The organism is Candidatus Acetatifactor stercoripullorum, assembly GCF_944382095.1.
Lineage (GTDB): Bacteria > Bacillota > Clostridia > Lachnospirales > Lachnospiraceae > Acetatifactor > Acetatifactor stercoripullorum.
Genome location: NZ_CALWMU010000008.1, coordinates 1 through 24,716, shown reverse-complemented (window position 1 = coordinate 24,716; position 24,716 = coordinate 1). Strand labels below are relative to the sequence as shown.

20 protein-coding genes are annotated in these 24,716 nt (G+C 49.8%); 1 reads left to right on the top strand and 19 read right to left on the bottom strand.

Annotated features, from left to right (window positions below):
* Positions 1-27: 27 nt before the first annotated feature.
* The 6 genes from SHK35_RS03745 to SHK35_RS03720 form a co-directional block, all read right to left on the bottom strand.
* Positions 28-1,035: a substrate-binding domain-containing protein gene (locus SHK35_RS03745; RefSeq protein WP_318708648.1), complete on the bottom strand. Its 1,008-nt coding sequence runs from the start codon at positions 1,033-1,035 to the stop codon at positions 28-30.
* Entirely contained in the window at positions 1,013-2,821 is a 1,809-nt protein-coding gene (locus SHK35_RS03740) for a sensor histidine kinase (protein ID WP_318702578.1), read from the bottom strand. Before SHK35_RS03740 ends, SHK35_RS03745 begins: the two co-directional genes overlap by 23 nt.
* Positions 2,818-4,425, bottom strand: coding sequence for a response regulator (locus tag SHK35_RS03735; protein ID WP_318702580.1), 1,608 nt, complete (start codon positions 4,423-4,425; stop codon positions 2,818-2,820). The genes SHK35_RS03740 and SHK35_RS03735 overlap by 4 nt, the downstream gene beginning before the upstream one ends.
* Positions 4,400-5,812: a rhamnulokinase gene (gene rhaB, locus SHK35_RS03730; RefSeq protein ID WP_318702581.1), complete on the bottom strand. Its 1,413-nt coding sequence runs from the start codon at positions 5,810-5,812 to the stop codon at positions 4,400-4,402. The genes SHK35_RS03735 and rhaB overlap by 26 nt, the downstream gene beginning before the upstream one ends.
* A gap of 119 nt (positions 5,813-5,931) precedes the next feature.
* On the bottom strand, positions 5,932-6,366 hold the full coding sequence (locus SHK35_RS03725) for an RbsD/FucU family protein (protein ID WP_318702582.1): 435 nt from the start codon (positions 6,364-6,366) through the stop codon (positions 5,932-5,934).
* A 12-nt stretch (positions 6,367-6,378) separates the two neighbouring features.
* Positions 6,379-8,172, bottom strand: coding sequence for an L-fucose isomerase (locus tag SHK35_RS03720; protein WP_318702583.1), 1,794 nt, complete (start codon positions 8,170-8,172; stop codon positions 6,379-6,381).
* A gap of 128 nt (positions 8,173-8,300) precedes the next feature.
* Here SHK35_RS03720 and SHK35_RS03715 point away from each other — a divergent pair, with 128 nt between their 5' ends.
* On the top strand, positions 8,301-9,155 hold the full coding sequence (locus tag SHK35_RS03715; RefSeq protein WP_318702584.1) for an AraC family transcriptional regulator: 855 nt from the start codon (positions 8,301-8,303) through the stop codon (positions 9,153-9,155).
* A gap of 21 nt (positions 9,156-9,176) precedes the next feature.
* Here SHK35_RS03715 and SHK35_RS03710 read toward each other — a convergent pair whose 3' ends face one another.
* The 13 genes from SHK35_RS03710 to lgt form a co-directional block, all read right to left on the bottom strand.
* Positions 9,177-10,373, bottom strand: a complete 1,197-nt coding sequence (locus tag SHK35_RS03710; RefSeq protein WP_318708647.1) for a D-alanyl-D-alanine carboxypeptidase family protein — start codon at positions 10,371-10,373, stop codon at positions 9,177-9,179.
* 117 nt (positions 10,374-10,490) lie between these two features.
* Positions 10,491-11,681 carry a cell division protein FtsZ gene (ftsZ, locus tag SHK35_RS03705; RefSeq protein WP_318702586.1) on the bottom strand — a complete coding sequence of 397 codons (1,191 nt, stop codon included), beginning with the start codon at positions 11,679-11,681 and terminating at the stop codon, positions 10,491-10,493.
* A gap of 109 nt (positions 11,682-11,790) precedes the next feature.
* Positions 11,791-12,522 carry a cell division protein FtsQ/DivIB gene (locus SHK35_RS03700; protein ID WP_318702588.1) on the bottom strand — a complete coding sequence of 244 codons (732 nt, stop codon included), beginning with the start codon at positions 12,520-12,522 and terminating at the stop codon, positions 11,791-11,793.
* On the bottom strand, positions 12,515-13,768 hold the full coding sequence (gene murA, locus SHK35_RS03695; RefSeq protein ID WP_318702589.1) for a UDP-N-acetylglucosamine 1-carboxyvinyltransferase: 1,254 nt from the start codon (positions 13,766-13,768) through the stop codon (positions 12,515-12,517). The genes SHK35_RS03700 and murA overlap by 8 nt, the downstream gene beginning before the upstream one ends.
* Positions 13,769-13,866: 98 nt before the next feature.
* Positions 13,867-15,033, bottom strand: a complete 1,167-nt coding sequence (locus SHK35_RS03690; protein ID WP_318708646.1) for an FtsW/RodA/SpoVE family cell cycle protein — start codon at positions 15,031-15,033, stop codon at positions 13,867-13,869.
* A gap of 26 nt (positions 15,034-15,059) precedes the next feature.
* The gene (gene murD, locus SHK35_RS03685; RefSeq protein ID WP_318708645.1) at positions 15,060-16,424 is read right to left on the bottom strand and encodes a UDP-N-acetylmuramoyl-L-alanine--D-glutamate ligase; all 1,365 of its coding nucleotides are present in this window, start codon (positions 16,422-16,424) and stop codon (positions 15,060-15,062) included.
* A 27-nt stretch (positions 16,425-16,451) separates the two neighbouring features.
* Entirely contained in the window at positions 16,452-17,408 is a 957-nt protein-coding gene (mraY, locus tag SHK35_RS03680) for a phospho-N-acetylmuramoyl-pentapeptide-transferase (RefSeq protein ID WP_318708643.1), read from the bottom strand.
* A 12-nt stretch (positions 17,409-17,420) separates the two neighbouring features.
* Complete coding sequence (locus SHK35_RS03675) at positions 17,421-19,154, bottom strand: peptidoglycan D,D-transpeptidase FtsI family protein (protein ID WP_318708641.1); 1,734 nt, start codon at positions 19,152-19,154, stop codon at positions 17,421-17,423.
* Positions 19,155-19,248: 94 nt separating this feature from the next.
* Positions 19,249-21,525 (bottom strand): penicillin-binding transpeptidase domain-containing protein, encoded by a 2,277-nt coding sequence (locus tag SHK35_RS03670; protein WP_318708639.1) that lies wholly within the window; start codon positions 21,523-21,525, stop codon positions 19,249-19,251.
* Between the two features lie 9 nt (positions 21,526-21,534).
* Positions 21,535-22,044 carry a cell division protein FtsL gene (locus SHK35_RS03665; protein WP_318708638.1) on the bottom strand — a complete coding sequence of 170 codons (510 nt, stop codon included), beginning with the start codon at positions 22,042-22,044 and terminating at the stop codon, positions 21,535-21,537.
* A 21-nt stretch (positions 22,045-22,065) separates the two neighbouring features.
* Positions 22,066-23,007 carry a 16S rRNA (cytosine(1402)-N(4))-methyltransferase RsmH gene (gene rsmH, locus SHK35_RS03660; protein ID WP_318708635.1) on the bottom strand — a complete coding sequence of 314 codons (942 nt, stop codon included), beginning with the start codon at positions 23,005-23,007 and terminating at the stop codon, positions 22,066-22,068.
* A gap of 26 nt (positions 23,008-23,033) precedes the next feature.
* The gene (gene mraZ, locus SHK35_RS03655; RefSeq protein WP_318702597.1) at positions 23,034-23,465 is read right to left on the bottom strand and encodes a division/cell wall cluster transcriptional repressor MraZ; all 432 of its coding nucleotides are present in this window, start codon (positions 23,463-23,465) and stop codon (positions 23,034-23,036) included.
* Between the two features lie 258 nt (positions 23,466-23,723).
* Positions 23,724-24,596, bottom strand: a complete 873-nt coding sequence (gene lgt / locus SHK35_RS03650; RefSeq protein ID WP_318708633.1) for a prolipoprotein diacylglyceryl transferase — start codon at positions 24,594-24,596, stop codon at positions 23,724-23,726.
* Positions 24,597-24,716: the final 120 nt, after the last annotated feature.

Below are 24,716 nucleotides of genomic sequence, written 5' to 3'. Positions count from 1 at the left end.
CTTTCATACGTCTGGACATATGTTTTTTTAGTCCTCTGTAAACAGAAACAGTATTTTTTGATTCTCTTCTGAGTACATATCTTCCTTTGTGATCAGCTTTGAGCCGGAATTTACAAATTCCTGCGTCTTTTCACCCTTTAAAATTCTGTCCGCCTGCTCCACCGCCACATAACCCATGGTATATGGATTTTGAATGACAATTCCCTCAAATACGCCTCGCTCTAAAAGCCTGATCTCCTCCATGGAGCTGTCAAACCCTACCATATTCACCTGCTCCTCATATCCCTTATCCACCACGGCCCTGGCTGCGCCCACTGCGGCATACTCATTCAGCCCGGCGATCATATCAATCTGGGGATACTTTTCCAGAAGCTCCTTTGCAAGCCGGTATGCCTTGTCATAGTCTGAATCGCAGAATACCACCTCCACAATATTGTCCTCAAACTCCCCCAGTCCTTCCCTGAGACCCTTTTCTCTGTCGGCGGCTGTGGACGCCCCCTTCACATAGCTGACTATGGCAATCTGAGATTCTTTTGTGAGAAATTTCTTCATAAATTCTCCCTGGATTTTCCCGGCCTCCACATTATCCGTTGCCACTCTCGTAAGCCCCTGGGAGCCATTCACTGAGGAATCCACAAGCACTATTGGGATGCCGCTTTCTCTGACTTTTTCCACCGCCTGGGCCGTGCCCTCCTGGCTGGACGGCATTAAAAGAATGGCATCCGGTCTCTCCTCTATGGCCCAGTAAATCAGCTGGTTCTGCTCTTCTATGGCCGTCTCCTGAGAGGCTGCCACCACCTCCAGCTCTATGCCGTACTCCAAAGCCGCCATCTGGGCTCCCTCCAAAAGCTGTTCCCAGAAATCGTTTGTTTCATCCAAAACCTTAAGCACACAGATAATCCGCTTTGGCCCCCGCTCCTCCTTTTCTCTGGCATATTGGACATAAAATAAAAAAGCAAGAAAAAGGGCTGCCAGCACAACTGCCCCAATCGGAAGCAATCTTCTGACACTTTCATTTTTTCCCGGAAGCTTCATGTTCCCACCTCCTGCCCTCGGTTCTCTCCTGCATATATCTGGCCAGCCTGATTTTTACCACGGTGCCCTCTCCCTCCTTGCTTAAAAATGTAAGCCCGTATTTTTCCCCATAGTAAAGCCTGATGCGCAGATGTACGTTATAGATGCCAACCCCTCCATTTTTCTTCTTTTCATACTCTCTTGACATGTCAAAAATATGCTGCACCATATCCTGTGTCATTCCCACACCGTTGTCGGCCACCTCCAGAAGGATGTCGTCCTCCTGAATACGTCCTGTAATCTGAATCAGGCCCTTCCCGGCTTTATTCTTTATTCCGTGATAAATGGCGTTCTCCACAATGGGCTGCAGGATCAGATTTAAAATTCTCTCTTCCCTGATGTCTGGGCTGATTTCCATGGAAAACTCCAGCTTATTCTTATACCGCATTTTCTGAATGGTCAGATAGCTCTTTGTATACTCTATTTCCTTCCAGAGAGGAATCATCTCCTCTTCGTTGCTGATGCTCTGGCGCAGAAGCTTTGCCAGAGATGAGGTCATCATAACCACCTCTTTGTTTTTCCCGCCCTCTGCCATCCAGATAATAGAATCCAGCGTATTATACAAAAAGTGGGGATTGATCTGATTGCGCAGCGCTTTCAGCTCGCTTTTCCTCTTTTGCTGCTGCTCTCTGATGTTCTCGTCCATAAGCTGATGGATTCTGGAAATCATAATATTGAAGGAATTTCCAAGAACTCCGATCTCATTTCCCGGGATATTTTTGATGCTTGCCTTTTCAAAATTTCCTCTCTCCACCTGCCGCATGGCATCGCACAATTCTCCGATTGGCTTTGTGATCGCTCCCGTCAGCACCATGGCAAACAAAATACCGAAAAGAATCAATCCTGCGGCAAGCAAAAGATACATCAGCTTCGTCTCGTTCTGCAAGGGCATCAGAGAGGAAAAGGAGACAACTCCCACTACGCTCCAGCCCGTCTGCTCTGATTTGGAAATGGTGTAAAGCTGTCTCTCTTTTCCTTCTCCCGCAATAAAATATCCCTCTCCCCGCCGCATCACCTCATCTATTTTTTCCGTGGTCAGATTCCGCAAAAGCAGCTGCTGCTTGGGGTGATAGATAATCCTTCCCTGATCGTCAACAATGAATACATAGCTGTTTTGCCCAAGGCTGTTGTTTTCACACAAATCTCTCAAAAGCCTGTAATTCAAATCAATAAAAAAAACTCCTGCCGGTTCTGCTTTTCCATCCAGGTAAACAGGATGACTGAGCGTAACCACCCATTTATAATTATTGTCAATTACATACTGCACATGGGAAGACGAAAGCAGATAGCCCTGTGCATTCAGGGCATCCTGAAACCATTCCACATTTTCAAGCTCCACATTGGGATTTATTCTGTCGTTTCCCCGATTGATGACAGACTTTCCATCCCTGGAAATCACCGCGATATTGGCAATATCGTCTCTGGTTTCTATTACGGTTCTAAACTGGGTCAATATCCGTTCTCTGTCCTCTGTCTCCTCCAGCTTAGCCCCTTCGGACAGGTAATCCTGAATGTCATCATCCAGAATCATCATGGCAGAAATGTTTAACATATAGTTGATATAAAAATCAATGTCGCTGTTTACCTGATTTACCAGCTTTACCGAATAGTCTATGGAATTTTCCAGAACAGCCTTTTCCGTATACTGGAGAGAGATCTGATAAAAAATAACCAATGCCAGAAGAATCAGCGCCGAAAAGCACATCATGAGGGATGCTTTGATTGTCTTAAAGGGATTTGCCTTCATTCACTTCTCCATTCTCTGGCGTACTCAGTGGGAGTCTTTCCCGTCATTTTTTTGAATGCAATGCTGAAATAATGGGGGTCGCTGAACCCGACCTTTTCTGCAATCTCATAATTTTTTAATTCTGTGGAGGCCAAAAGCTCCCTTGCCTTTTTCATGCGCAGACCGATCAGAACATCCATAAAGGTAGCTCCGAAGGTCTGCTTAAAGGCGCTGCTGAATCTTGTCGTGCTGACCCCCAGATGAGTACAGATCTCCTGCAGGCTCAGTCCGCTTTCAGAATAATGCTGCTCAATATATTCATAGGCTTTGTACGCACAGGAGGCTTTATTTCCCCCCGTTTCTCTCTCCAGACATTCCATCTGTCTCCTGGCATGGGCGTGCAAAATTTCCAGGGCCTCCTTAAGATTCGCAGACTGCTTGATTTTTCCTTCTGTCTCCTTAGATGAAAGCTCGTCCTGCTTAAAGGCCCTCAGCAGCCCATCCATGCCCTGCTTTGCTGCCAGCAGCTCTTCGATTGCCTGCTCCCGTCGGTATCCGCTTTTTCGCAGCCCTTCCTCCAGCTGCGAAAAATCCTCCGACAGGCCGGACGCGTTATATTCCTTCATGTGCCGGATACAGTTCTTCTGAATTCTATACAGCTCTCCGGATACGGCTTGCGCAGACACCCTTCCTCTCTCGTCCATCACCACATTATCTCCCGCCGTAAACTGCCCAAGAAGAGCATCCTCCGCCTTCTCATAGGATTTGTAAGCGCTGCCCAGAGATTCCACCCAGGATCCCAGGGCAATACTTATACCAAGCCCCATGCTCCTGTTAACCTGCTCTATGATTGCTCTGCAGACAGTCCGGATTTTATCCTCCTCCCTGATAGGGTTATCTGCGGCAAACAGCAGGAAAACCCGGTTATCCTTTCCCTGGCACACTTCCCCCACGCTGTGTTCTTTTACAATTTCCTGGCACAGATTATATACGATAAAAGACATCAGTGCACTCTCTTTTCTACACTTTTCGTTTAACGTCCGGCTGCCGGAATAAATGCTCAGCTGGGCAATACCCACCATATAATGGCTTTGGGCGATTTCTATTCCCGCAGCTCTTCTTTCCTTTTCACACTCTTTTTCTGTCTTAGTCCCGATGATAGTATGCAAAAGAGCGTCCGAGCGCAGAAGCATCCGGCCCCTTCTGTAAGCCGTGTATACCTCCTCCTGTCTGCGCCTGCTGTCTCTTTCCTCATCCAGCCTCCCTTTCAGCTTTGTAAGGACAGCTCCCAGCTCAAAGGATGTGATGGGCTTTAACAGGTATTCCTCTATGCCGTATTTAATTGCGCTCTGCGCATATTCAAATTCGTCATAACCGCTTAAAATCAATACTTTTGTGTCTGCGTGCTTTTCGTGAATATATTTGCTCAGCGCAATTCCGTCCACAAAGGGCATACAGATATCCGTCAGAACCACATCCACATCCTGCCTTTGCAGAAATTCCCTGGCCTCTCTTCCATTCTCACACACTCCCGCCAGCTCATAGCCAAGCTCCTGCCATCTGATATTTTCACTGATACCTTCCCGAATCAGCGCTTCATCATCCACAAACAGAATCCTGTACATATATCTTTACCTCAAAACTGTCAATCACACACCTTCTTGCCTCAGAAAGATTCTGAAAGCATTTCTCCTTTAACATCTGACACAAAAGATTTCCCAGGGCCGTGGCCTCCGCAGGTCCGGCGCTGACCTGACAGCCGGCATATCTGGCTGTCAGCTCATTTAGGTATTCCGCGTTTGAGCCTCCTCCGATAATATAAATCCGGGGAAATTTCCGGTTCAAAAGGGACTCCATCTGCTCCTTTGTCTCACCATAGCACCTGGCCAGACTGTTGTAAATCACGCACGCCAGCTCGGAAATGGTGACCGGCTCCTGCTGCCCTGTCTCCCTGCAAAATTCCTGTACTGCAGCCGTCATGCTTTGGGGGCTTAGAAAACGTTCATCGTTGCAGTCCACCAGCGAGAGGATCTTTTCTTTGGATGCCCTGCGGCAGATCTCATCAAAGGACTGCTGAGGAGCCATTTCCCTGCGCACAGACTGAATCATCCACAATCCCATGATATTTTTCAGATAGCGGTATCTGTTCTGGTAGCCTCCTTCATTGGTAAATCCTGCCTCTCTGCTTTCCCTGGTGCTGTTTCCCCTCTCGCTCTCGCAGCCCATAAGGGACCATGTTCCTGAGCTGATATATAAGGTGTCCTCCTCCAGGCTTGGGACGGCCATAACCGCCGATGCGGTATCATGAGAGGCTGTCAAGATCACCTTGCAGGAAAAGCCCACCTCCCGTTGGATTTCCTCCTTAAGCGGTCCCGCCTCTGTACCGGGCTTTTCTATGGGAAGAAAAATATTTTCCGGCAGTCCAAGCCTTTTTATCACTTCAAAATCCCATTGGCCCGACTCCATGTTCACAAGCTGAGAGGTGGTGGCGATTGTATACTCCTGTTTCCTGACCCCTGTCAGCAGAAAATTAAAATAGTCAGGCGTCATCAGCATGGCATCTGCCTGTGTAAGCTGCCAGGGTGCCTCCTCCTTCAAGGCTGCAAGCTGATTCAGGGTATTGTAGGGCTGAAATTGAATTCCTGTTCTGGAATAAAGCTCCTCCTGTCCAATCAAGCAGTCCACCTTTTCCCGGATGCCATCCGTGCGGTGGTCTCGATACCCCACCGTCTGGCTCACAGCGCTGCCTTCCCTGTCTATCAGAACAAAGTCCACCCCCCAGGTGTCAATTCCCATGCTTACAGGAATCTTTCCCAGAGCCTTGCACCTTTTCATACCGTTTTTGATCTCCTCAAACAGCCGTTTTGTGTCCCAGCAAAGATGTCCCTTTTCCTCTTTCATCCCATTTTCAAACCGATATACCTCCTCCAGCTTAATCTTTCCGTTCTCCACAGAGCCCAGTATGTGTCTTCCGCTGGAAGCTCCAATATCCACCGCCAGATAATACTCCATTTTTCCCTCCATTCAAAGCGTCGCAAATTTCTGTTTTCCGTATGCCAAATACGACGGCTTTACAGCAAGCCGCCGCATTTCTTCTTTATTTTACTTGTAACCTTCTTATCCGCCAGAGGCTATACTACGCCTTTCTGCAGCATAATATTGGCGTAAAGAGCGCTTTCCGATGTGGCTGCGATGACATAGGCCTTTCTGGCCTCCTCATAGAAGGCAAAGCGTTCCAAATGTTCCACCGCGCCAGCCCCTCTGGCATCGTGTTTTATCAATATTTCATGATAGACATCCCAGATAGGAGTCTCAACCGGATCTCCATCCATGACTGCCATAAGCTGCACAGGCTTTTCTACATAAGTATCCAGGGGAAACACTGTCAGAACCGCATCTAACAGTTCCGCAACCCCATGCCCGTCGCACCGAAGCACAATGGAAGCCTTTCCCATGGATTGCGCCGGAAAATTCCCATCCCCAATTACAATTCTGTCCCCATGGCCCATTTCACAGAGCACCTTTAAAAGCTCCGGAGATAATATGGGGGGAATACCTTTCAGCATAAACGGCACCTCCTATTTGTACAAGGGGCCGTAAGCCGCGCACGCCCTATAATCCTGCCCTTCCTTATCCATTCCAAAGGCTGCCCAGGACGCAGGACGGAAGATATCTTTTTCAGGCACATTGTGCATTGCCACAGGAATCCTGAGCATGGAACACAGGGTAATCAGATCCGCCCCGATATGCCCATAGCTGATAGCGCCGTGGTTGGCCCCCCAGTTGTTCATCACATGATATGCCGACTCAAAGGCGCCCTCTCCTGTCACTCTGGGTGCAAACCACGTGCAAGGCCAGGTATAGTCTGTAACCTTCCAGAGCTGATCGGACACCTCCTGAGGAAGCTCCACTGTCCAGCCCTCGCAGATCTGAAGCATGGGCCCCAGACCCTTTACCAGGTTCAGCCGTATCATGGTCACAGGCATCTCACACTTGGTTTCAAACCTGGAGGAATATCCTCCTCCTCTAAAATATCCAAAATCTGCCGGGCACCACTGGGTAGCTTCCAAAATGGCTTTCTGATCCTCTTTCGTCACCTCATACCAGGGCTTCATAACGGGATTGCCTTTCTCATCCTTAGCCGCTCCGCTTCCATCCAGGCATGCCGCGCCGGAATTAATCAAATGGATGATTCCTCCCGCTTCTTTGGCTGCTCCCGACAGCTCATAGCCAGTCACCCGGCGTACCGCCTGAGGGCTCCAATAGGTGCGCACGTCTGCGAAAATCTGTGCGCGGTGTGTCAAAAGCTTCATAAACAGCATGCCAAGACCATTGAGCACATCGTTTTCCGTCGCCAGTATGTAAGGCTCCCTTGCGCCGTTCCAGTCAAAGGTGGTGTTTAAAAGGGATTCCGGGAAATCGCAGTTGGGATAAAAGTCCGTCCACTGTCTCTGGCCCTGGAAGCCTGCCGCCAGAGCGTTATGTCCAAGCCGCTCCTCCTCACAGCCTGCAGGAAGATTGGGATTTCCGTTCATCAGATCCTTGATGATGCACATCATCTTCACCACAAACTCCCAGTCCTTTTCCTTTTGCTCCGGTGATTTCTGCACCTCCTTGGGATTCTTGTCAAAGCCCTCCCTACAGTTTTCCTTGGTCCATGAGAGAGCTTTCTGGAAATCTTCCTCATCATAAATATTTTCAGACATCCTGCGGATAATTTCCACCTCATCTACGGACTCCACCCGCATTCCCAGATATTCCTGTATAAAGTTTGGATCAATAATGGAGCCTCCTATTCCCATACAGATGGAACCAATCTGAAGATAGGATTTCCCTCTCATAGTGGCCACCGCCACTGCGGCTCTTCCGAATCTCAACAGCTTTTCCGACACATCCTCTGGGATTTCCTTTGCATCTGCCGGCTGCACGTCATGTCCGTAAATGCCAAAAGCCGGAAGTCCCTTCTGGGCATGGGTGGCAAGCACCGAAGCGAGATAAACCGCTCCCGGACGTTCCGTGCCATTGAAGCCCCACACTCCCTTGATTGTCTTTTCATCCATATCCATGGTCTCAGAGCCATAGCACCAGCAGGGCGTCACCGTAAGCGTAATTTCCACCCCCGCTTTTTTGAATTTATCTGCACAGGCCGCCGCCTCGGCCACACGGCTGATGGTAGTGTCCGCAATGATGACCTTTACCGGCTCACCGTTGGAATACTTCAGATTTTTTTCAAACAGCTCCTTTGCCGCTTCGGCCATTCCCATGGTCTGCTCCTCCAGACTGGATCTCACGTCCAGATAGCCTCTTCTCCCATCGATGGTGGGACGGATACCGATTACGGGATAATCACCAATCAATCTGTTCTCTGCCATTGTTACCTCCTTTTTTTATCGACAAGTTGTTTCTATAAAGTATTATACCTTTGAAAACACTTTATTTCTTGTGTTATAATTACTTGTAATAAAACAAAATTCACTTTTTACAACAAGAGGCTGCAAAGATGAAGTATCTGGATTATCAGGAACACAGAAAACAGGGAACCTTTAATTTCCCCATTGCATTCTATCATGTGGAAAGGACGCATCCCCGCTACCACATGCCCTATCACTGGCATACGGAATGCGAAATTATTCAAATTATCCGCGGTAATTTTTCTTTGACCATAGATGAAAAAAATTACCAGCTAAAAGAAGGGGATATTGTATTTATTCAGGACGGGATGCTCCACGGTGGAAGTCCCGAAAACTGCGTATATGAATGTCTGGTGTTTGATATGAAGCTTCTGCTTAAGGATCATCACATCTGCAGCAAGCAGGTGGAAGCCATTATCAGCCACGACCTGCAGATTTTTAATCTGCTTCCAGGAGAGGGCTCTCCCATCGGGGCCGTGACAAAAGAGCTGTTTGCGGCCATGCGGGAAAAATTTACAGGCTATGAATTTGCGGTACAGGGTTCTTTGTACCTGCTGGTGGGCCTGATTCTGCGGGACGGTCTCTATACCGCAGACGCCAGTCCTCAAAAGCATGCTCTTTTTCGTCTAAAGCAGTTAAAGCAGGTGCTGCGGTATATCGCAGAGCATTACAAAGAAGAAATCACCCTGGAGGCACTGGCCTCCGTTGCAGGAATGAATCCCAAGTACTTCTGCCGCTTTTTCCGGCAGATGACTCAGAAAACTCCTGTAGAATACTTAAATTATTACAGAATAGAATGCGCCAGGGAGCAGCTCTCCACCACAAGCTGCACCGTCACAGAAATCGCCTTCAACTGCGGATTTAACGATGTGAGCTATTTTATTAAAATCTTCCGAAAATACATGGGAATGACTCCCGGACAGTTTGTCCGCCAGCAATACTGACAAACTGTCCGAAGCCCCATTTTACGTGCCTGACGCCTCCTTGTACAACGCCACATGATCATAAATACATTTCCAGGAGCTGCCCGCATCAGCAGTCACACACACATACTCCCTGCCGTTTACGTCCCTTCCATAGCTGGCCGCGCAGCTTCCTGACTGCACTACATAGCCGGTCTTTCCGCAGATCACCTCGCCGCCGGTGTCCTTGTCCTCAATACGGCGCAGAAACCAGTTGGAAATGGTAATTCCCTCGGGATGCTGGGGCGTGGAGGAGGTGGTATAGGTGTGGGCCGACAAAACCTCCCTGCACAGCTCATTATCCAGGGCCGCCTCCATAATCATAGCCATATCATACACCGTACAATAATGATCTTCATCATAAAGCCCCACGCAGTTGGTCATATGGGCCGTGTCGGACAATCCCAGCTGTGCAAGCTTTTCATTCATCAGCTCCACAAAGGCCTCTCTGGACCCCGCCACATAAGCAGCCAGACCGGCAGCTGCGTCTCCTCCCGAGGGCAGAATGGTTCCGTAAAACAAATCCCGCACGGTAACCACCTCATTTTCCGCAAAGCCTACGCTGCTGCAGTCATTGACATAGCTGTAATCCGTTTCATTTAAGGTAATCGTAAAGGTATCATCCAAATTTTCCACATGCTCCGCCGCAACCAAAACCGTCAGTACCTTGGTCATGGATGCGGGATTGATTCTTGCCTCCGCCTGCTTTTGCGCCAGCACGTTCCCTGTGTCCAGGTCAATCAATATGGCATAGCTGCTGTCGATATCCGCTCCAAGCTGCGCAGTCTGGGCTGTGACGTTTGCGCTGTAAGCCTCTTTTGTATCCTCCGCCTCCTGGGTCTGGGCAGTCTTTGAGGAGCTTCCCTCCATAGGCGCCCCCTCTTCCGCAGACTGGCTTTCTTCCATGGCAGCATCCGCCTCCATGAGCGCTCCTTCCTCTATAGAAGCCGTCCCACCCTGGGCCGTTTCCTCATAAGCCCCGCTCTCCTGTCCGGCCTGCACATTCCCGGCCTTGTTTCCCGAAAGGCTCACGCCCACACAGACCAGCACAATCGCAGCCACAAGCCCCGCCGCATAGGGACCGAATTTCCGAATACACGCATATATGAGCTTAAGCCGCCTGCTGCGGCGCTTTCTCTCTGCCATCAAGCGCCTTCTGCGCTCTCGTCTTTCTCTCTCGTCCTCTATCTCATGATTCATTCAGCATATCACCTCTCTAAAAAAGGCATACAGGGAGGTTCTCCTCCTTATATGCCTTATTCTTGCCATATTGTTTCACTTCTATCCGAAATCACTGCTGTCCGAAAAAACACCCTTCTATTTGCGCTGCAAAAAGTCAGGTATCTTCAAAGATTTCTCTTCAACAGAGCTCCTGATATCCGTCGGCCTGTGAATGCCTGCAAGAGGCTTTAACGGCGTCTGCCCTCCGCCGGATGCACCTGCCTGCTGGCCAGACTGCAGGTTCAGTCCCTTCAGGGAATTTGGCGTGGTCATGTGCGATCCAGGCTGTCTGTAGGCATTTCCGCTGCCAAGCCTGTTCTGCAGGGTATTGTTTGCCACATCCTCCAGACCGGTGGCAATTACAGTGATGGTGCAGCTGTCAGATTTGGACGCGTCATACATAGCGCCGAAAATGATGTTTACCTCATCACCGGCCAGCTCCTGTACATAGCTTGCGGCATCCGAGGCATCCGCCAGAGTGATATCGCCGGAAACATTGATAATCACATGGGTAGCACCGGAAATGGTGGTCTCAAGCAGAGGGCTCTCCACCGCCATCTTAACAGCCTCCAGGGCCTTATCATCTCCCTTTCCTTCTCCAATCCCGATATGAGCGATGCCCTTATCCTTCATAACGGTCTGTACGTCCGCAAAATCCAGATTAATAACAGAGGGCACATTGATCAGATCCGTAATTCCCTGCACAGCCTGCTGGAGCACCTCATCCGCCTTCTTCAAGGCCTCCGGCATGGTGGTACGCCTGTCCACAATTTCAAGGAGCTTGTCGTTGGGAATCACAATCAGGGTATCCACGTTTTCCTTGATGCGCTCAATACCACTCAGGGCATTTACCATACGGGCCTTTGCCTCAAAACGGAAGGGCTTTGTCACCACTCCTACGGTCAGAATGCCCATTTCCTTGGCAAGCCTGGCTACCACCGGAGCAGCTCCGGTGCCTGTTCCGCCGCCCATGCCGCAGGTAACAAAAACCATATCCGCCCCCTTCAAAGCGGCGGATATCTCCTCCGTGCTCTCCTCGGCGGCCTTCTCGCCAATCTCCGGCTTTGCGCCTGCTCCAAGCCCCTTTGTGAGCTTTTCGCCGATCTGCAGAAGCCTGGGAGCCTTGCAGAGCTGCAGGGCCTGCTTGTCCGTATTTACTCCAATAAATTCTACACCGTCAATTTTTTCATCAATCATTCTATTTACAGCATTATTACCTGCTCCGCCTACGCCAACTACAATGATCTTCGCAGCAGATTCAGCATCGTTTGTCTTAATCTCCAGCAAGGGTAAATCCTCCTCTTCCCAAATGAAACCGCAAAATTTCATTTTTAAATTCCATATAGATTATCATATAATTATTTCACAAATTAATCAATACATTTTTTGAGAAAATTCAGTCCGGTTTGAAAGTAAACTGCCCGTTTCCACCGTCAAAATTTTCCATCTGCAGGGTGCCGCTTTTCCCTTCCAGCTGCTGTAAAAAATTGGGAAGAAGCATAATCTTGTCCTCCAGGCTCTCTCCCGTTTTTCCCACGGACACCTTCACATCCCCGAAATAAATAGTAACCTCATCGGCGCTGTGAAAATAAATTTTGTCCGCACTCAGCTCATATTTGTTTAAAAGCTGTGTGATCTCAAGAATATTGGCAAAAACCCCGTCATCCTCCACCGGCAGGGGCTCTCCCAAAACCACATGATCAAAATCAAGTCCCGTGATCTGGGGGACCCCCTGGGTCTTTACGCTGGAGCTTTCCACCACATAGCCGTCCTTGTCAAAATACATATAGGTATCCAGATATTTCACATAGCCGGCCAAAGCCTTTTCATACACTGTTATTTTAATGGTATCCGGTGAAAGAATGCTTACATCCATCACATCTACAAAGGGGATATCCTCCACCCCCCTGTTTTTGTATTTCAGGGACAGGTACAGAGAGTTGTTGCCCAGAAAGCCTTCCATGACAAAGCTCTTTATCTCATCCTCCGTATAGTGCACATTTCCCTCCACATACACAGTCTGAATGGTATGAGTCTGTATCACGTAAAATGCGCCTGCAGCCAGGACCGTAAAAACCGCTGCCGCCGCCAGTATTTTGATTATGATTTTCCTTTTGCCGCTATGCACTTACAATACGCGCTCCTAACTCTCTTAAATCTTTGCAGATGTTTTCATATCCCCGGTAAATATAGGAACAGCCGTTTACCCTGGTGGTTCCTTCCGCCATCAGCCCTGCAATGACCAGGGCCGCGCCGCCCCTCAGCTCCCTTGCCTCCACCGCAGTCCCCGACAGTTTCTCCACGCCGCGCACCAGGACCGTCCTCTCATCCAGCAGGGTGATATCCGCTCCCATGGCTTTCAGCTCCTTCGCTGCCCGGAAACGATTCTCAAAAATAGTTTCCTCAATCCTGGATTGTCCGTCGCCCACGGTCATGACAGCCAATGCCATGGACTGCAGATCCGTGGGAAATCCCGGATAGGGAGCGGTTTTGATATGGGAAAGGGATTTGGGCCTTCTTGGGGCCTGGACATAAATGCCCTCCTTTGCCACACACAGTCCTGCGCCCATCTCCTGTGCCGTCTGCAGTACAGCCTCAAGCTGTTTTACAGGCGCATCCTCCAAAAGCACGCTGCCTCCGGCGGCGATGCAGGCAAACAGGTAGGTTCCCGCCACAATCCTGTCGGAGCAGATTCGAAAATCCGTGCCATACAAGGTCTGGCCGCCCTGTATCTTAAGTGTGTCCGTGCCTGCGCCTTCAATCCTGGCGCCGCAGCCTGTCAGATAGCGGACAAGCTCCGTCACCTCCGGCTCCATGGCAGCTCCCATAATCCGGGTATCCCCCTCCGCAGCCACAGCGGCCAGAAGAATATTTTCCGTTGCCCCCACGCTGGGAAAGGGCAGGCGGATATCCGCTCCGTGCAGCGCCTCGGCCCGTCCTTTCAGCTTTCCGTCCTCGCAGATAAAGCACACCCCCATCTGCTCCAGCGCCCCAAGATGCAGGTCTATGGGTCTTTTGCCGATGACGCAGCCTCCCGGGTACTCCATTTCCACCTGACCGCATCTGCCAATCAGCGCTCCCAAAAGACATAAGGAGGAGCGCATGCCGGTGATGGCTTCTCCCTGCATATCCCGTCCGCATACCTCAAGGGCGTTGACCCGAAGGCCGTCCTCCCCCCAGACCACCTGGCAGCCCAGGCTTCTTAACAGGCTCACCATGCGGTGCACATCGGCAATCCTGGGACAGTTGTGTATGCAGGAGGTCTCTTTCGTAAGCAAGGTTGCCGCTAAGATGGGCAGAGCCGCATTTTTAGAGCCTTGAATGCGGACCTTTCCCTGAAGGGCAACACCACCCTGAATCTGAATCGAATTCATGCAACACCATCCGGTTCCAAAATTTAAGACCTATTCCATCATATGTAACAGGAACCGGCACGGTACCTTGTACCAAGGGCGGACACACCATGATTCCCCTATAATTCCTTCAGCTGGATTCTCTTTGCCACGCTTAACACCAGCCCGATCTCTATCAGAAGGAACATGACCGAGGAGCCGCCGTAGCTGATAAAGGGAAGGGAGATTCCCGTATTGGGGATGGTGTTGGTGACCACCGCAATATTCAGTATGGCCTGAATGGCAATATGTCCGATCACACCCACCACAAGCATAGCCCCGAAAAGATCCGGCGCATTGTTGGCTATGATCATCATGCGCCACAAAAGAAGTATAAACATCAGGATAACACAGATGGCGCCAAAAAGCCCAAGCTCCTCACAGATAATGGAAAAGATCATATCGTTCTGGGCCTCCGGCAGAAAGCTGAGCTTCTGCATGCTCTGTCCCAGTCCCTTTCCCCAGATGCCGCCGCTTCCAATGGCATAGAGAGCCTGTATGGTCTGAAAGCCCTTGTCCTGGGAATAGCTTTCCGGATCCAGCCAGGCCAGAATGCGCTCGCTTCGAAAGCCTTCCACAGAATCTGCATTCACGATCATAAAAACAATCAGCGCCACTGCAGCCACTCCCGCAAGACCCATCAGCACAAATTTTTTGTAATCCGGGCTGGCCACAAACACCATAAGCAGAGAGATTCCCATGATAATAATAGCGGAGCTTAAGTTATCCGTTATCTTCCAGACCATGATCACAATGGGCAGCGGAATACAGACCATGAGGAAAAAGCCCTTCAGGGTCCGGACGCTCTTTCCCATCCTGCACACCAGTGTGGCCAGGAAAAGAATCATACACAGCTTTGCCACCTCCGCCGGCTGCAGATTAAAGCCAATGCCCGGAATCCGAATCCAGCGCCTTGCACCGTGGCTTTCCACGCCCAGGGGCGTGAGCACTACGGGAATCATCGCCGCTGACACAAGATAGCCCAGCACTGCAAAGCGCTCCCAGAAATGATAGGGAATGTTGGCCACAATGGTCATCAGCACCAGTCCCAGGATGGCAGCCATCAGCTGACGCTTCAGATAATAGGCCGCGTCCCCGTACTCTTCATAAGCCTCGTAGGAGCTTGCAGAATAAATCATAATCAGTCCGAAGCCCAGCAGGAAAAATACAATAAACAGCAGACTGTAATCAAAAAAATATTCAGATTGTTCTTTTCGTTTACGTTTCCTGGTTCCTCTCGCCGCCATACACAACTCCTTTTCACAGCCTGCTCTTAAAGGCTGTTTACATATTCCTTAAATTTCCAGCCCCTGACCTCATAGTTGGGAAACATCCCCCAGCTTGCACAGGCGGGAGACAAAAGCACGGCATCTCCTTCTTCTGCCAGCTCAGTGCACAGCTTAAGACATTCCTCAAAGGTGTCCGCAAATCTGATCCGGTCAAAGCCGTGGCGTTTGGCGCAGTCCGCAATTTTCTCCCTGGTCTGGCCCACAAGCACCAGCCATTTCACTCTGCCCTGAAAGCTTTCGATCCATTGGTCATATTCGCTCTGCTTATCGTAGCCTCCCCCAATGAGCACCGTAGGTCTGCTCATGGCGCGTATCCCCTGTATGGCCGCGTCTGGATTGGTTGCCTTGGAGTCATTGTAATAGTCCACGCCGCCCTTAGACGCCACAAATTCAATCCTGTGCTCCACCGCGCGGAAAGCTTTAATCACCGAAAGGATAACCTCCGTTGGGGCTCCCATCCCTTCCGCCACCGCTATGGCCGCCATCACATTCTCCACATTGCAGATTCCCACAAGGTTCATATCCTTGTGGATATCAAGCAGCGCCGTCTCCTTTCCCCCCTGGCTTTTTACAATACTGTCCCCTTTCAGATAATAACCATCGGCCAGCGCTCTTTTTGAGGAGAACCAGACAACTCTGGCGGGACATCTTTCTCCAAAGCTTCTGGTATAGGCATCCTCATAATTCAGGACGCAGATATCCGATTTTGTCTGATTAGAAGCCACAGCCTCCTTTGCCGCTACATACGCCTCCATGGTATGATGACGGTTTAAGTGATCCGGCGTAATGTTTAAGATTGCGGATACGGCAGGATGGAAGGTATGTATGGTCTCTAACTGAAAGGAGCTGATCTCTCCAACGGTAACGGAGGAAGGCCGGGTTTTTAAAGCCTCCATGGTGTAGGGATTTCCGATATTCCCTACCACAAACACATTGTCCTCTCCCAGATGCGCCTTCATAATCTCCCCCACCAGGGTAGTGGTAGTGGTTTTCCCATTGGTTCCGGTGATGGCTGCAACTCTTCCCTTTTCCGCCAGAAATCCCAGCTCGATCTCTCCCAGAATTTCTGCTCCTCTGTTTCGCAGTCTCTCTACCAGCGGAAGGTCCACCGGCACACCCGGACTCAGCACCACATGCTGGACGCTCTCCTCGATTTCACGGGGAAGCTCTCCCGTCACACAGGTCACGCCAGGGGAAAGTTCCCCCAGCTTTTTTATAAGCTCCTCCTTCGTCATGTTTTCCTTGCTGTCGTAAAGTATGATCTGCGCTCCAAAATGCTTTAAGAGGCTGACTGCTCCCATTCCGCTGATACCGGAGCCTATCACAAGACACTTTTGTCCTTCAAACATTTCCTTCCTCCTCACCCGTTTTGTAAATTACAATCCCTTTAATGCGGCCAGACACATGATCGCCGTAAAAATGGTAAACAGCGCCACGATTCTGGTCTCGGACCAGCCGCAAAGCTCAAAATGATGGTGCAGGGGCGCCATGCGGAAAAGCCTTTTTCCGCCGCTGCATTTGTAATACACTACCTGCAGGATCACGGAAGCTGCCTCAATAAGATAAACGCTGCCCACAATGGCTATGTATAAGGGCATCTGCAGCATATATCCGCAGGCGGCCACAAACCCTCCAAGGGCAAGGGAGCCCGTATCCCCCATAAATACAGAGGCCGGATATACATTAAACAAAAGAAAGCCCATCAAAGCCCCCGCCGCGGCGCAGGTCACAGGTTCAATCCCGCTGCCGCTGCCCACAGCCACCACCGTAAAAAACACGGCGATAATTAAGGTTACGCTTCCGGCCAGGCCATCCAGGCCATCCGTAAAATTTGCACCGTTAACGGTGCCCAGAACCACAAAAAATAAGAGGGGCAGATTCCAGATACCCAAATCCAGGTATCTGCCCTGGGCCCAGGGCAGACGCATGGCAAGACTCACATCCGTATAATGCAGCAGATAATAAGCAAAAATGCCAGTCACTGCCACCTGCCCGGCCAGCTTCTGCCAGGGATAAAGACCTGTGGAACGCCTGCACACCACCTTGATATAATCATCCAGAAAGCCTACCAGCCCAAAGCCTACCGTGAGAAACAAAACCGGCGCCGTCTCTGGATATTCCTCTATGGAAAAGAGAGTGGTAACCACCACACTCAAAAGGATCAGTATGCCGCCCATGGTGGGCGTCCCTGTTTTTTTCAGATGTGTTTTCGGCCCGTCGTCCCTGACGGTCTGGCCGCATTTAAGCTTCCGTAAAAAAGGAATCACAATCGGTCCTGCCGCCGCGCTGATGGCAAAGGATACGATTACCGATACAACACTGGTATTGCTCATAGCCTGATCCTTTCATTGATTATACCCCATTATCCCCAAATACGGAAGAATATTTTCAAAAAGCTGGCGTACAATGGGCGCCGCCACCTGTCCTCCGTAATAAACGCCCTGAGGGTTGTTTACAATGGCCAGGGCGATGACCTGTGGATCGTCTGCAGGTGCAAATCCGATAAAGGAAGCGATATAACGTCCGCTGTCCCTGGGAAGTGTCTGACTGGTGGCCGTTTTCCCTCCGATGCGGAAGCCTTCGATCCCGCCGTTTTTACCGGACCCTTGCGATACTACCATTTCCAGCATATTCCTCATAATGGCGCTGGTTTCCTCCGACACAATGCCTTCGGTAACAGGATACTCCAAAACCGAAAGCACCTCTCCTTCCTCGTTCAGTGTCTTTACCCCAAAATGGGGCGTCACTCTGTTTCCTCCATTTATAATAGAAGAAGCGGTGGTAAGCAGCTGTATGGGAGTGATCTGGAAGGACTGGCCAAAGGCTACTGTTGCCAGCTCCACATTTCCCATATCCTCCTTTTTGTGCATGATGGTCCCGGCCTCCCCGGGAAGGTCGATTCCCGTTTTCTGCATCAGGCCAAACTGTTCAAAGTACTTGTAATAATTGTCCACCCCCAGTCTGAGCCCCACAGTGATAAAAACTGGATTGCAGGAATTCATGGTGGCCTGAACAAAGGTCTCCGCTCCATGTCCGGCCACCTTATGGCAGCGGATTTTCCTGTCGTCCACCAGGATAAATCCCGGACAGCTGAAGGTGCTCTCCGGCGTCACCACCCCTTCCTCCAGCCCGGCGGCTGCCGTCACAATCTTGAAGGTAGAGCCCGGTTCATAGGTATCGTTGATACAGCCGTTTCTCCAGACAGCATTCAAAAGATTCTGCTTTTCCTCATCAGTCAGGTTCTCTCCCGCATCTGAAATTTCGTAGGGATCATTCAAATCAAACTCCGGCACATTTACCATAGCCAGCATTTCCCCGTTCTTTGGATTCATGACCAGGATGGATACACTGTCCGCCTCCTTGGCGGCCATGGCCTGCCTTGCCAGCTGGGTGGCATAGGACTGAATGTTTACATCCATGCTGATCACAAGATCATTTCCGCTAATGGGTTCAATGCGCCGCTCTCCCGAGGTTTCCACCTCTATACCCTTTGCATCCGTCACCGTCAGTATAGTGCCCGGTTCTCCCTTCAGAATTTCCTCATAAACCACCTCCAGTCCGATGATTCCCTGATTGTCTCCCCCTGTAAAGCCAAGCACCTTGCTGGCAAGCTCTCCATAGGGGTAATAGCGCTTATAATCCTCATCCACCTTCACCCCGGCCAGATCATATTCCCGGATTTTGTCCCCTACGTCTTTGTCCACATTGCTTTTGATGCGCTCAATGGAAGAATATTTCTCCACTCTTTTCCTGACGTATTCCTCCGACAGCCCAAGCTCTCTGCTGAGTACTTCGATCACCTCCTTCGGCTCCTCCACCTGATTATGTATCACAGATACGGTGCAGACCGTCTTATTATCCGCTAACACCGTCTGATTGCGGTCCAATATCCTTCCTCTGGCCGCCTTGATGCTCCGCTCTCTTTCGTGCAGCTCATCCGCCAGCTGGGAATAATGGTCGGCCCGCCACACCATCAGATATACCAATCTGGCAAACAAAAGAAGAAATACCCCGGCACAGATAAAAAATACCACTGTGATTTTTTTTCTATGAAATATCTTGTTATTGTTCGTAAGCATACGAAACCTCATAAAAAGGGCTTTAATACACTGTATTCCCAATTTTATGAGGTTATTCAATCTTTCGTATGACCTTTTGGCACGGGATTGCTTTTTAAGGCTCTCCTGTATCCTGGCTGCTGTCCGGGTTTATCAGATTTTCATTTACCGGCCCGTCCGTCCCCAGCGCCGACTCATCCGGGTCGATTACCTCTCCCGTCTCTTCATCAATTTTCTGTCCGGTCTCAGGGTTTACCCGATATCCCGTTTCAGGGTCAACGGGATAGCTCATCCACACAGGCTCCTCCCCGTTTTCCCCTTCTGCCGTACCGTCCTGGGGATTTTCCTCACCGCTTTCCCCGTCCTGGGCATCCTCCAGGGCGTCCTCCTCGGGGGTCTGGGTATACTGGGTGGTGATTTCCAGCTGCTTCTCATTCAGCTCTGCGATCTCCGCCTCGCTCAGCTCCTCCGTCATGAAAATATTCAGATAGGGAAGCACTTCCGTCAAGATATCTCTCACGATGCCCGTTGCAAATTTGGCGTCATCCTGCTGCTTTGCATTGGGTCTGTCCACCACCACATAGATGGCAATCTCTGGGTCATCCGCAGGGGCATAGCCGATAAAGGAAACCACATATTCGTCCTCGGAACGCTTGTGCGTATTTTCATCGATGGTCTCCGCCGTTCCCGTCTTTCCTCCGATGGCATAGCCTGCAGGTCTGGCGGTTTTTCCCGTCCGCAGGTCTCCGCCCTCCTCCATGACAACGGCCCGGCAGTACTGCCTGATTAACTCCGAGGTGGATTCGGATACCACCTGCTTTAATACCCGCGGCTCAATGTTTTGTACGGTAGCGCCGCTTGCATTGGTAACCTTGTACACCATATGGGGCTCATAATAATAGCCGCCGTTGATCAGGGAGCAAAAGCCTGTGATCATTTGAATCATGGTCACGTTAAAATTCTGCCCGAAGGAATTGGTTGCCAGATCCGCGCTTCCCATATCCTCCGCCGTATAAATCAGGCTGGCTGTTCTGGCCTCTCCGGCCAAATCCACATTGGTTTTCAGCCCGAAATTAAATATCTGCTGGAATCTGCAGAATTCCTCCACGCCCATTGCCTGTCCGATTTTCATAAGGGCCACATTGCAGGACCAGGCTATGGAATCCTGGACGCTTACAATGCCGTCCCCTCCCCTGGCGTAGCTGTGGCATTTGATCCTATGTCCTCCTACCTCTAAGGCGCCGTTGCATTCAAAGGTGCTGTTTGCCGTGATGGAGCCGTCCTCAAGGGCCGCTGCCACCGTAAAGGGCTTTGCGGTAGAGCCTGGCTCGTAGGTGGTGGTAATACAGAAGTTTTTCCACAGATTATTCAGATTCAGGTAAATTTCGTCCTCACTCATGGCGGCAAGGGTCTCTTCATTAATCACCGTATCAGTCTTGTGAATCTCGTAGTATCCGTTTGCGTTGGTGATCTGCTCCACCTTGATGGAACCCAGCAGACTGTCTGTATTTCTCACATCATTCAGATCATAGGTGGGATAGCTTGCCATAGCCAGAATATTTCCCGTGTCCACCTCCATGATAATGCAGCCAAGATTTTCTGCGCCGTTTCCTTCCCGCACCGCATCCTTGTATTCTTCGTTGAATTGCTTTAAATATTTTTCCACAATGCTCTGAATATTCGCATCCAGCGTGCTGTGTATGGTATTTCCGTCCACTGCTGCCTTGATGGTTCTCTCCAGATTGGAATCGTCATTGAGATAACCATATTCTCTGCCGTTGATGCCGTTTAGCGTATCGTTATAATACTCCTCCAGGCCGTAGGTTCCCACGTTGTCCGTGGTGGTAAAGCCAATCACATCCGCCGCCAGGGAGCCATTGGGATAAACTCTCTTGTATTCCTCTTCAAACCACACGCCCCTGATATTGGAATTTTCCAGAGCGGCCGCCTGAAATCCGCTGATCTCCTCATAGGAAAGCTGGCGAAGGGGCACATACCAGGAGGAATTCTCATGGGTAGTCACATACTCTCTGATAGCGCTCATGTCCAGATCAAAATTTTCTCCCAGCGCCTGCAAGGTGGGCTCCAAATATTCCTCTCTGTCCAGCATCACCTTTGCGTCAATGACCAGGTTATACACCTTTTCGCTGACAGCCAGCTTTGTGCCCTTGGCATCCACAATATCTCCCCGTCTGAAGGGAATTGTGGTGGAATCATAGCGCTGCTGGGAAAGCACCTGCTTTTGATACTGGGTTCCGTTTTCTCTGGTAATCCAGATCAGCCTTACGCTTAAGCCTGCAAAAGCCAGCAGTACAAACAGGAAAAGTACCACCAGCTTCTTCTGCATTTTTATGGAAAATTTCTGCGGTTTCTTTGCTTTTTGTTCCTTCACTGTGCACCTCTAATTACCGCTTTCCGACACCTTGCGCATGGAGTCATTTCCCTCTGCGGTATACATGATAATCTGCCCCTCCTTGGCATAGGTCATTCCCAGCTCCCCTATGGCCACGCGTTTGATTTCCTCCAAATCCACGCTGCTGGTAATCCTGCTGTACTCCTCATCATTGGCAAGTTTCTTGGAATTCAGCTCACTCTCCAGGGATGCAATATTTTCCACCTTGTTTGTAAGCTCCGCCTGCATCTGTATATAATTCACCAAAACAAAGGCTGCCGCACACAGCGCTGCCACCAGAAATACCACATAGCCAAAATTCATGTGTCTGGCCTTGTCCCTGTTCTTTCTGACCTCATGGCTGAGCTGTCTTTTAGGCTGCTCTTCAAGCTGTCTCTGGAGATCAAGCTTACGCGCAGTATTTCCGTACACATAAGAGCCCTGTGCCCTTCCTGTTTTCTGTCCGGTTCCTCTATTTTTGTTTGTATAGGTTGTGTTTCTTCTTGCCGTCTGCGCCATATCAACTATCCGCCTTTTTGCCTATATTTCTTCCTTCCCCTTCTCAAACACTCTCAGCTTTGCACTCTTAGAGCGCGCATTCTGCAAAAGCTCCTGCTCCCCGGGAAGAATGGGTTTTCTCGTGATTACTTTTCCCCTGGATTTTTTTCCGCACACACACACCGGAAACTCCGGCGGGCAGGTACAGGGGTTTTCATTTCTCTTAAATGCAGTCTTGACGATTCTGTCCTCCAGGGAGTGAAAGGTAATAATGCAGAGCCGCCCTCCCGGATTCAACAGATCAATAAAGTCATCCAGAGAATTCTTAAGCACCTCCAGCTCTCTGTTGCACTCAATGCGCAGGGCCTGAAAGGTCTGCTTGGAGGGATGGCCCTTCTGCCGCATCTTCGCGGGGATGGCTGCCTTTATAATCTCGTTGAGCTGATAGGTGGTCTCCACAGGCCCCTGCTCTCTTGCCTTCACAATATGCTTGGCAATATTCTTCGCAAAGGGGTCCTCTCCGTAATCCCTGATAATATGGAAAAGCTCCTGCTCTGAATAATTGTTTACGATGTCTCTGGCCGTCAGGGTCTTTCGTCTGTCCATACGCATGTCCAGGGGCGCGTCAAACCGATAGGAAAATCCTCGCTCCGCCTCGTCAAACTGATGGGAGGAAACCCCTAAGTCAAGCACCACTCCATCCACCTTTTTTACTCCCAGGGCCGAAAGCGCCGCTCTGGCATTGCAGTAGTTGTCTCTGAGAATGGTAACCTTGTCCTGAAACTCTGAAAGCCTGCGTTCTGCGGCTGCAATGGCTGCATCGTCCTGATCAATGCCATACAGATGCCCCCTCTTAAGACGCCTGCAGATTTCCAGAGCATGTCCGCCCCCTCCCAGAGTGCCATCCACGTAGATGCCGTCCGGGTTTATGTTCAGCCCTTCCACCGTTTCCGAAAGCAACACCGAATAATGTGAAAATTCCATAGGCACCTCCCTTTTATCTGCCGTCATCAGATGGTAAGTCCCAGTCCTTCCATGGCAGAGGCGATGTCATCCATATCCGCATCTGCGTTCATGTCCTCCCACTTTTCCCTGCTCCAGATTTCGATGCGGCTCCCCACGCCAACCAGTACTACGTCTTTATCCAAACCGGCAAACTCCCTTAAGGCTGCCGGCAATAGTATTCTGCCCTGCTTGTCCAATTCCACCGTGGCAGCTCCTGCCAGAAAGAATCGTGCAAACTGTCTCGCTTCCTTATTAATCAATGGCAGTGAGGTCAGCTTTTGTTCAAAAGCGTTCCAATCGTCATTTGCGTACACAAACAGACAGCCGTCCATTCCCTTTGAAACCACAAACTCTTCTCCCAGAGCTTCACGGAATTTAGAGGGGATGATCAAGCGGCCCTTGGCGTCTACCGTATGGTTATACTCGCTCATGAACATACCATCACCACCAGTCAAAAGCAGGTGTATATTACCACTTTATGACACTTCGTACCACTTTCACCCACTTTTACTATTGATTTTAATATAAAATACTGTATTTTACAAGCCAAATCAACCAGAAAGTTTTGACACAAAGCGCGCAAAAAAGCGCCTTGCAGATGCCTGCAAGGCGCTTTTATACAAGATATTGTATGTTCAAAAAATTCATTCTACCAGATATGTCTTTTTTGTCTCATTTTATTTTCTTAAGATTTCTTAAAAATTTTTTGGTTTTTCTTTCTTATTTATCCTGAACCGAATAACTACATCCGCAATCACGGAAAAAACAAGCAGGCACAATGCCAAAATCTGGGAAACGGCCAAATCCGTGCCCGGTATCAGCAGCTGATCCGTGCGCAGACCTTCAATGAAAAATCTCCCCAGTCCATAGCCCCCCAGATAAAACAGACACATTTCCCCCTGAAATTTTTTGTGCTTTCTATAACAGAGCATCAGAATCAGGATCATCAGATTCCAGACGCTCTCATAAAGAAAGGTGGGATGCACCTGAATGTAATTGGTCGCTTCCACAATATGCGCTGCAATATTCTCCGAAATATCACTGCTCCGCACCGCTTCAATGGGCAGACGCATGGCAAAGAGGCTGTCCGTATACTCTCCGAAGGCCTCTCTGTTCATGAAATTTCCCCAGCGTCCGATCACCTGTCCCAAAATCAGTCCCGGCATACAGGTATCACCAATCTGAAAGGGATTTAGCTTCTTTACCTTGCAATAAATAAAAAGCGTAAGAAAGGCTGCAATGACGCCCCCGTAGATGGCCATGCCTCCCTTTCTGGTATTGAATATACTGAGCAGATCATTCTTATAGTTATCCCAGGAAAAGATCACGTAATAAAGGCGCGCGCCAATCACGGAAAAAATCACGGCATAAATGGCAAAATCCCAATATATATCCGGGTTTTGTCCCGTTATCTTGGCCTGGTGGACTGCCATCAGTATGCCGGCCAGCACCCCGATGCCTATAATCACACCGTAAAAAGCAATGGAAAATCCAAACACGGTGAATGATTTCGGCACGTTTTCCAAATATATCCCCAGATGGGGAAAGGCAATATCTCCTGCGTTCATAGACAAATCCTCTTTTCTGTGTCATACGTTAAATAGGTAATTACGAAACTCGCTCCCTGGTATCAGAAACTGGGCGTAATAACCAAAATAAGGGTGACTAGCCACTGCTTCGGAACCCGT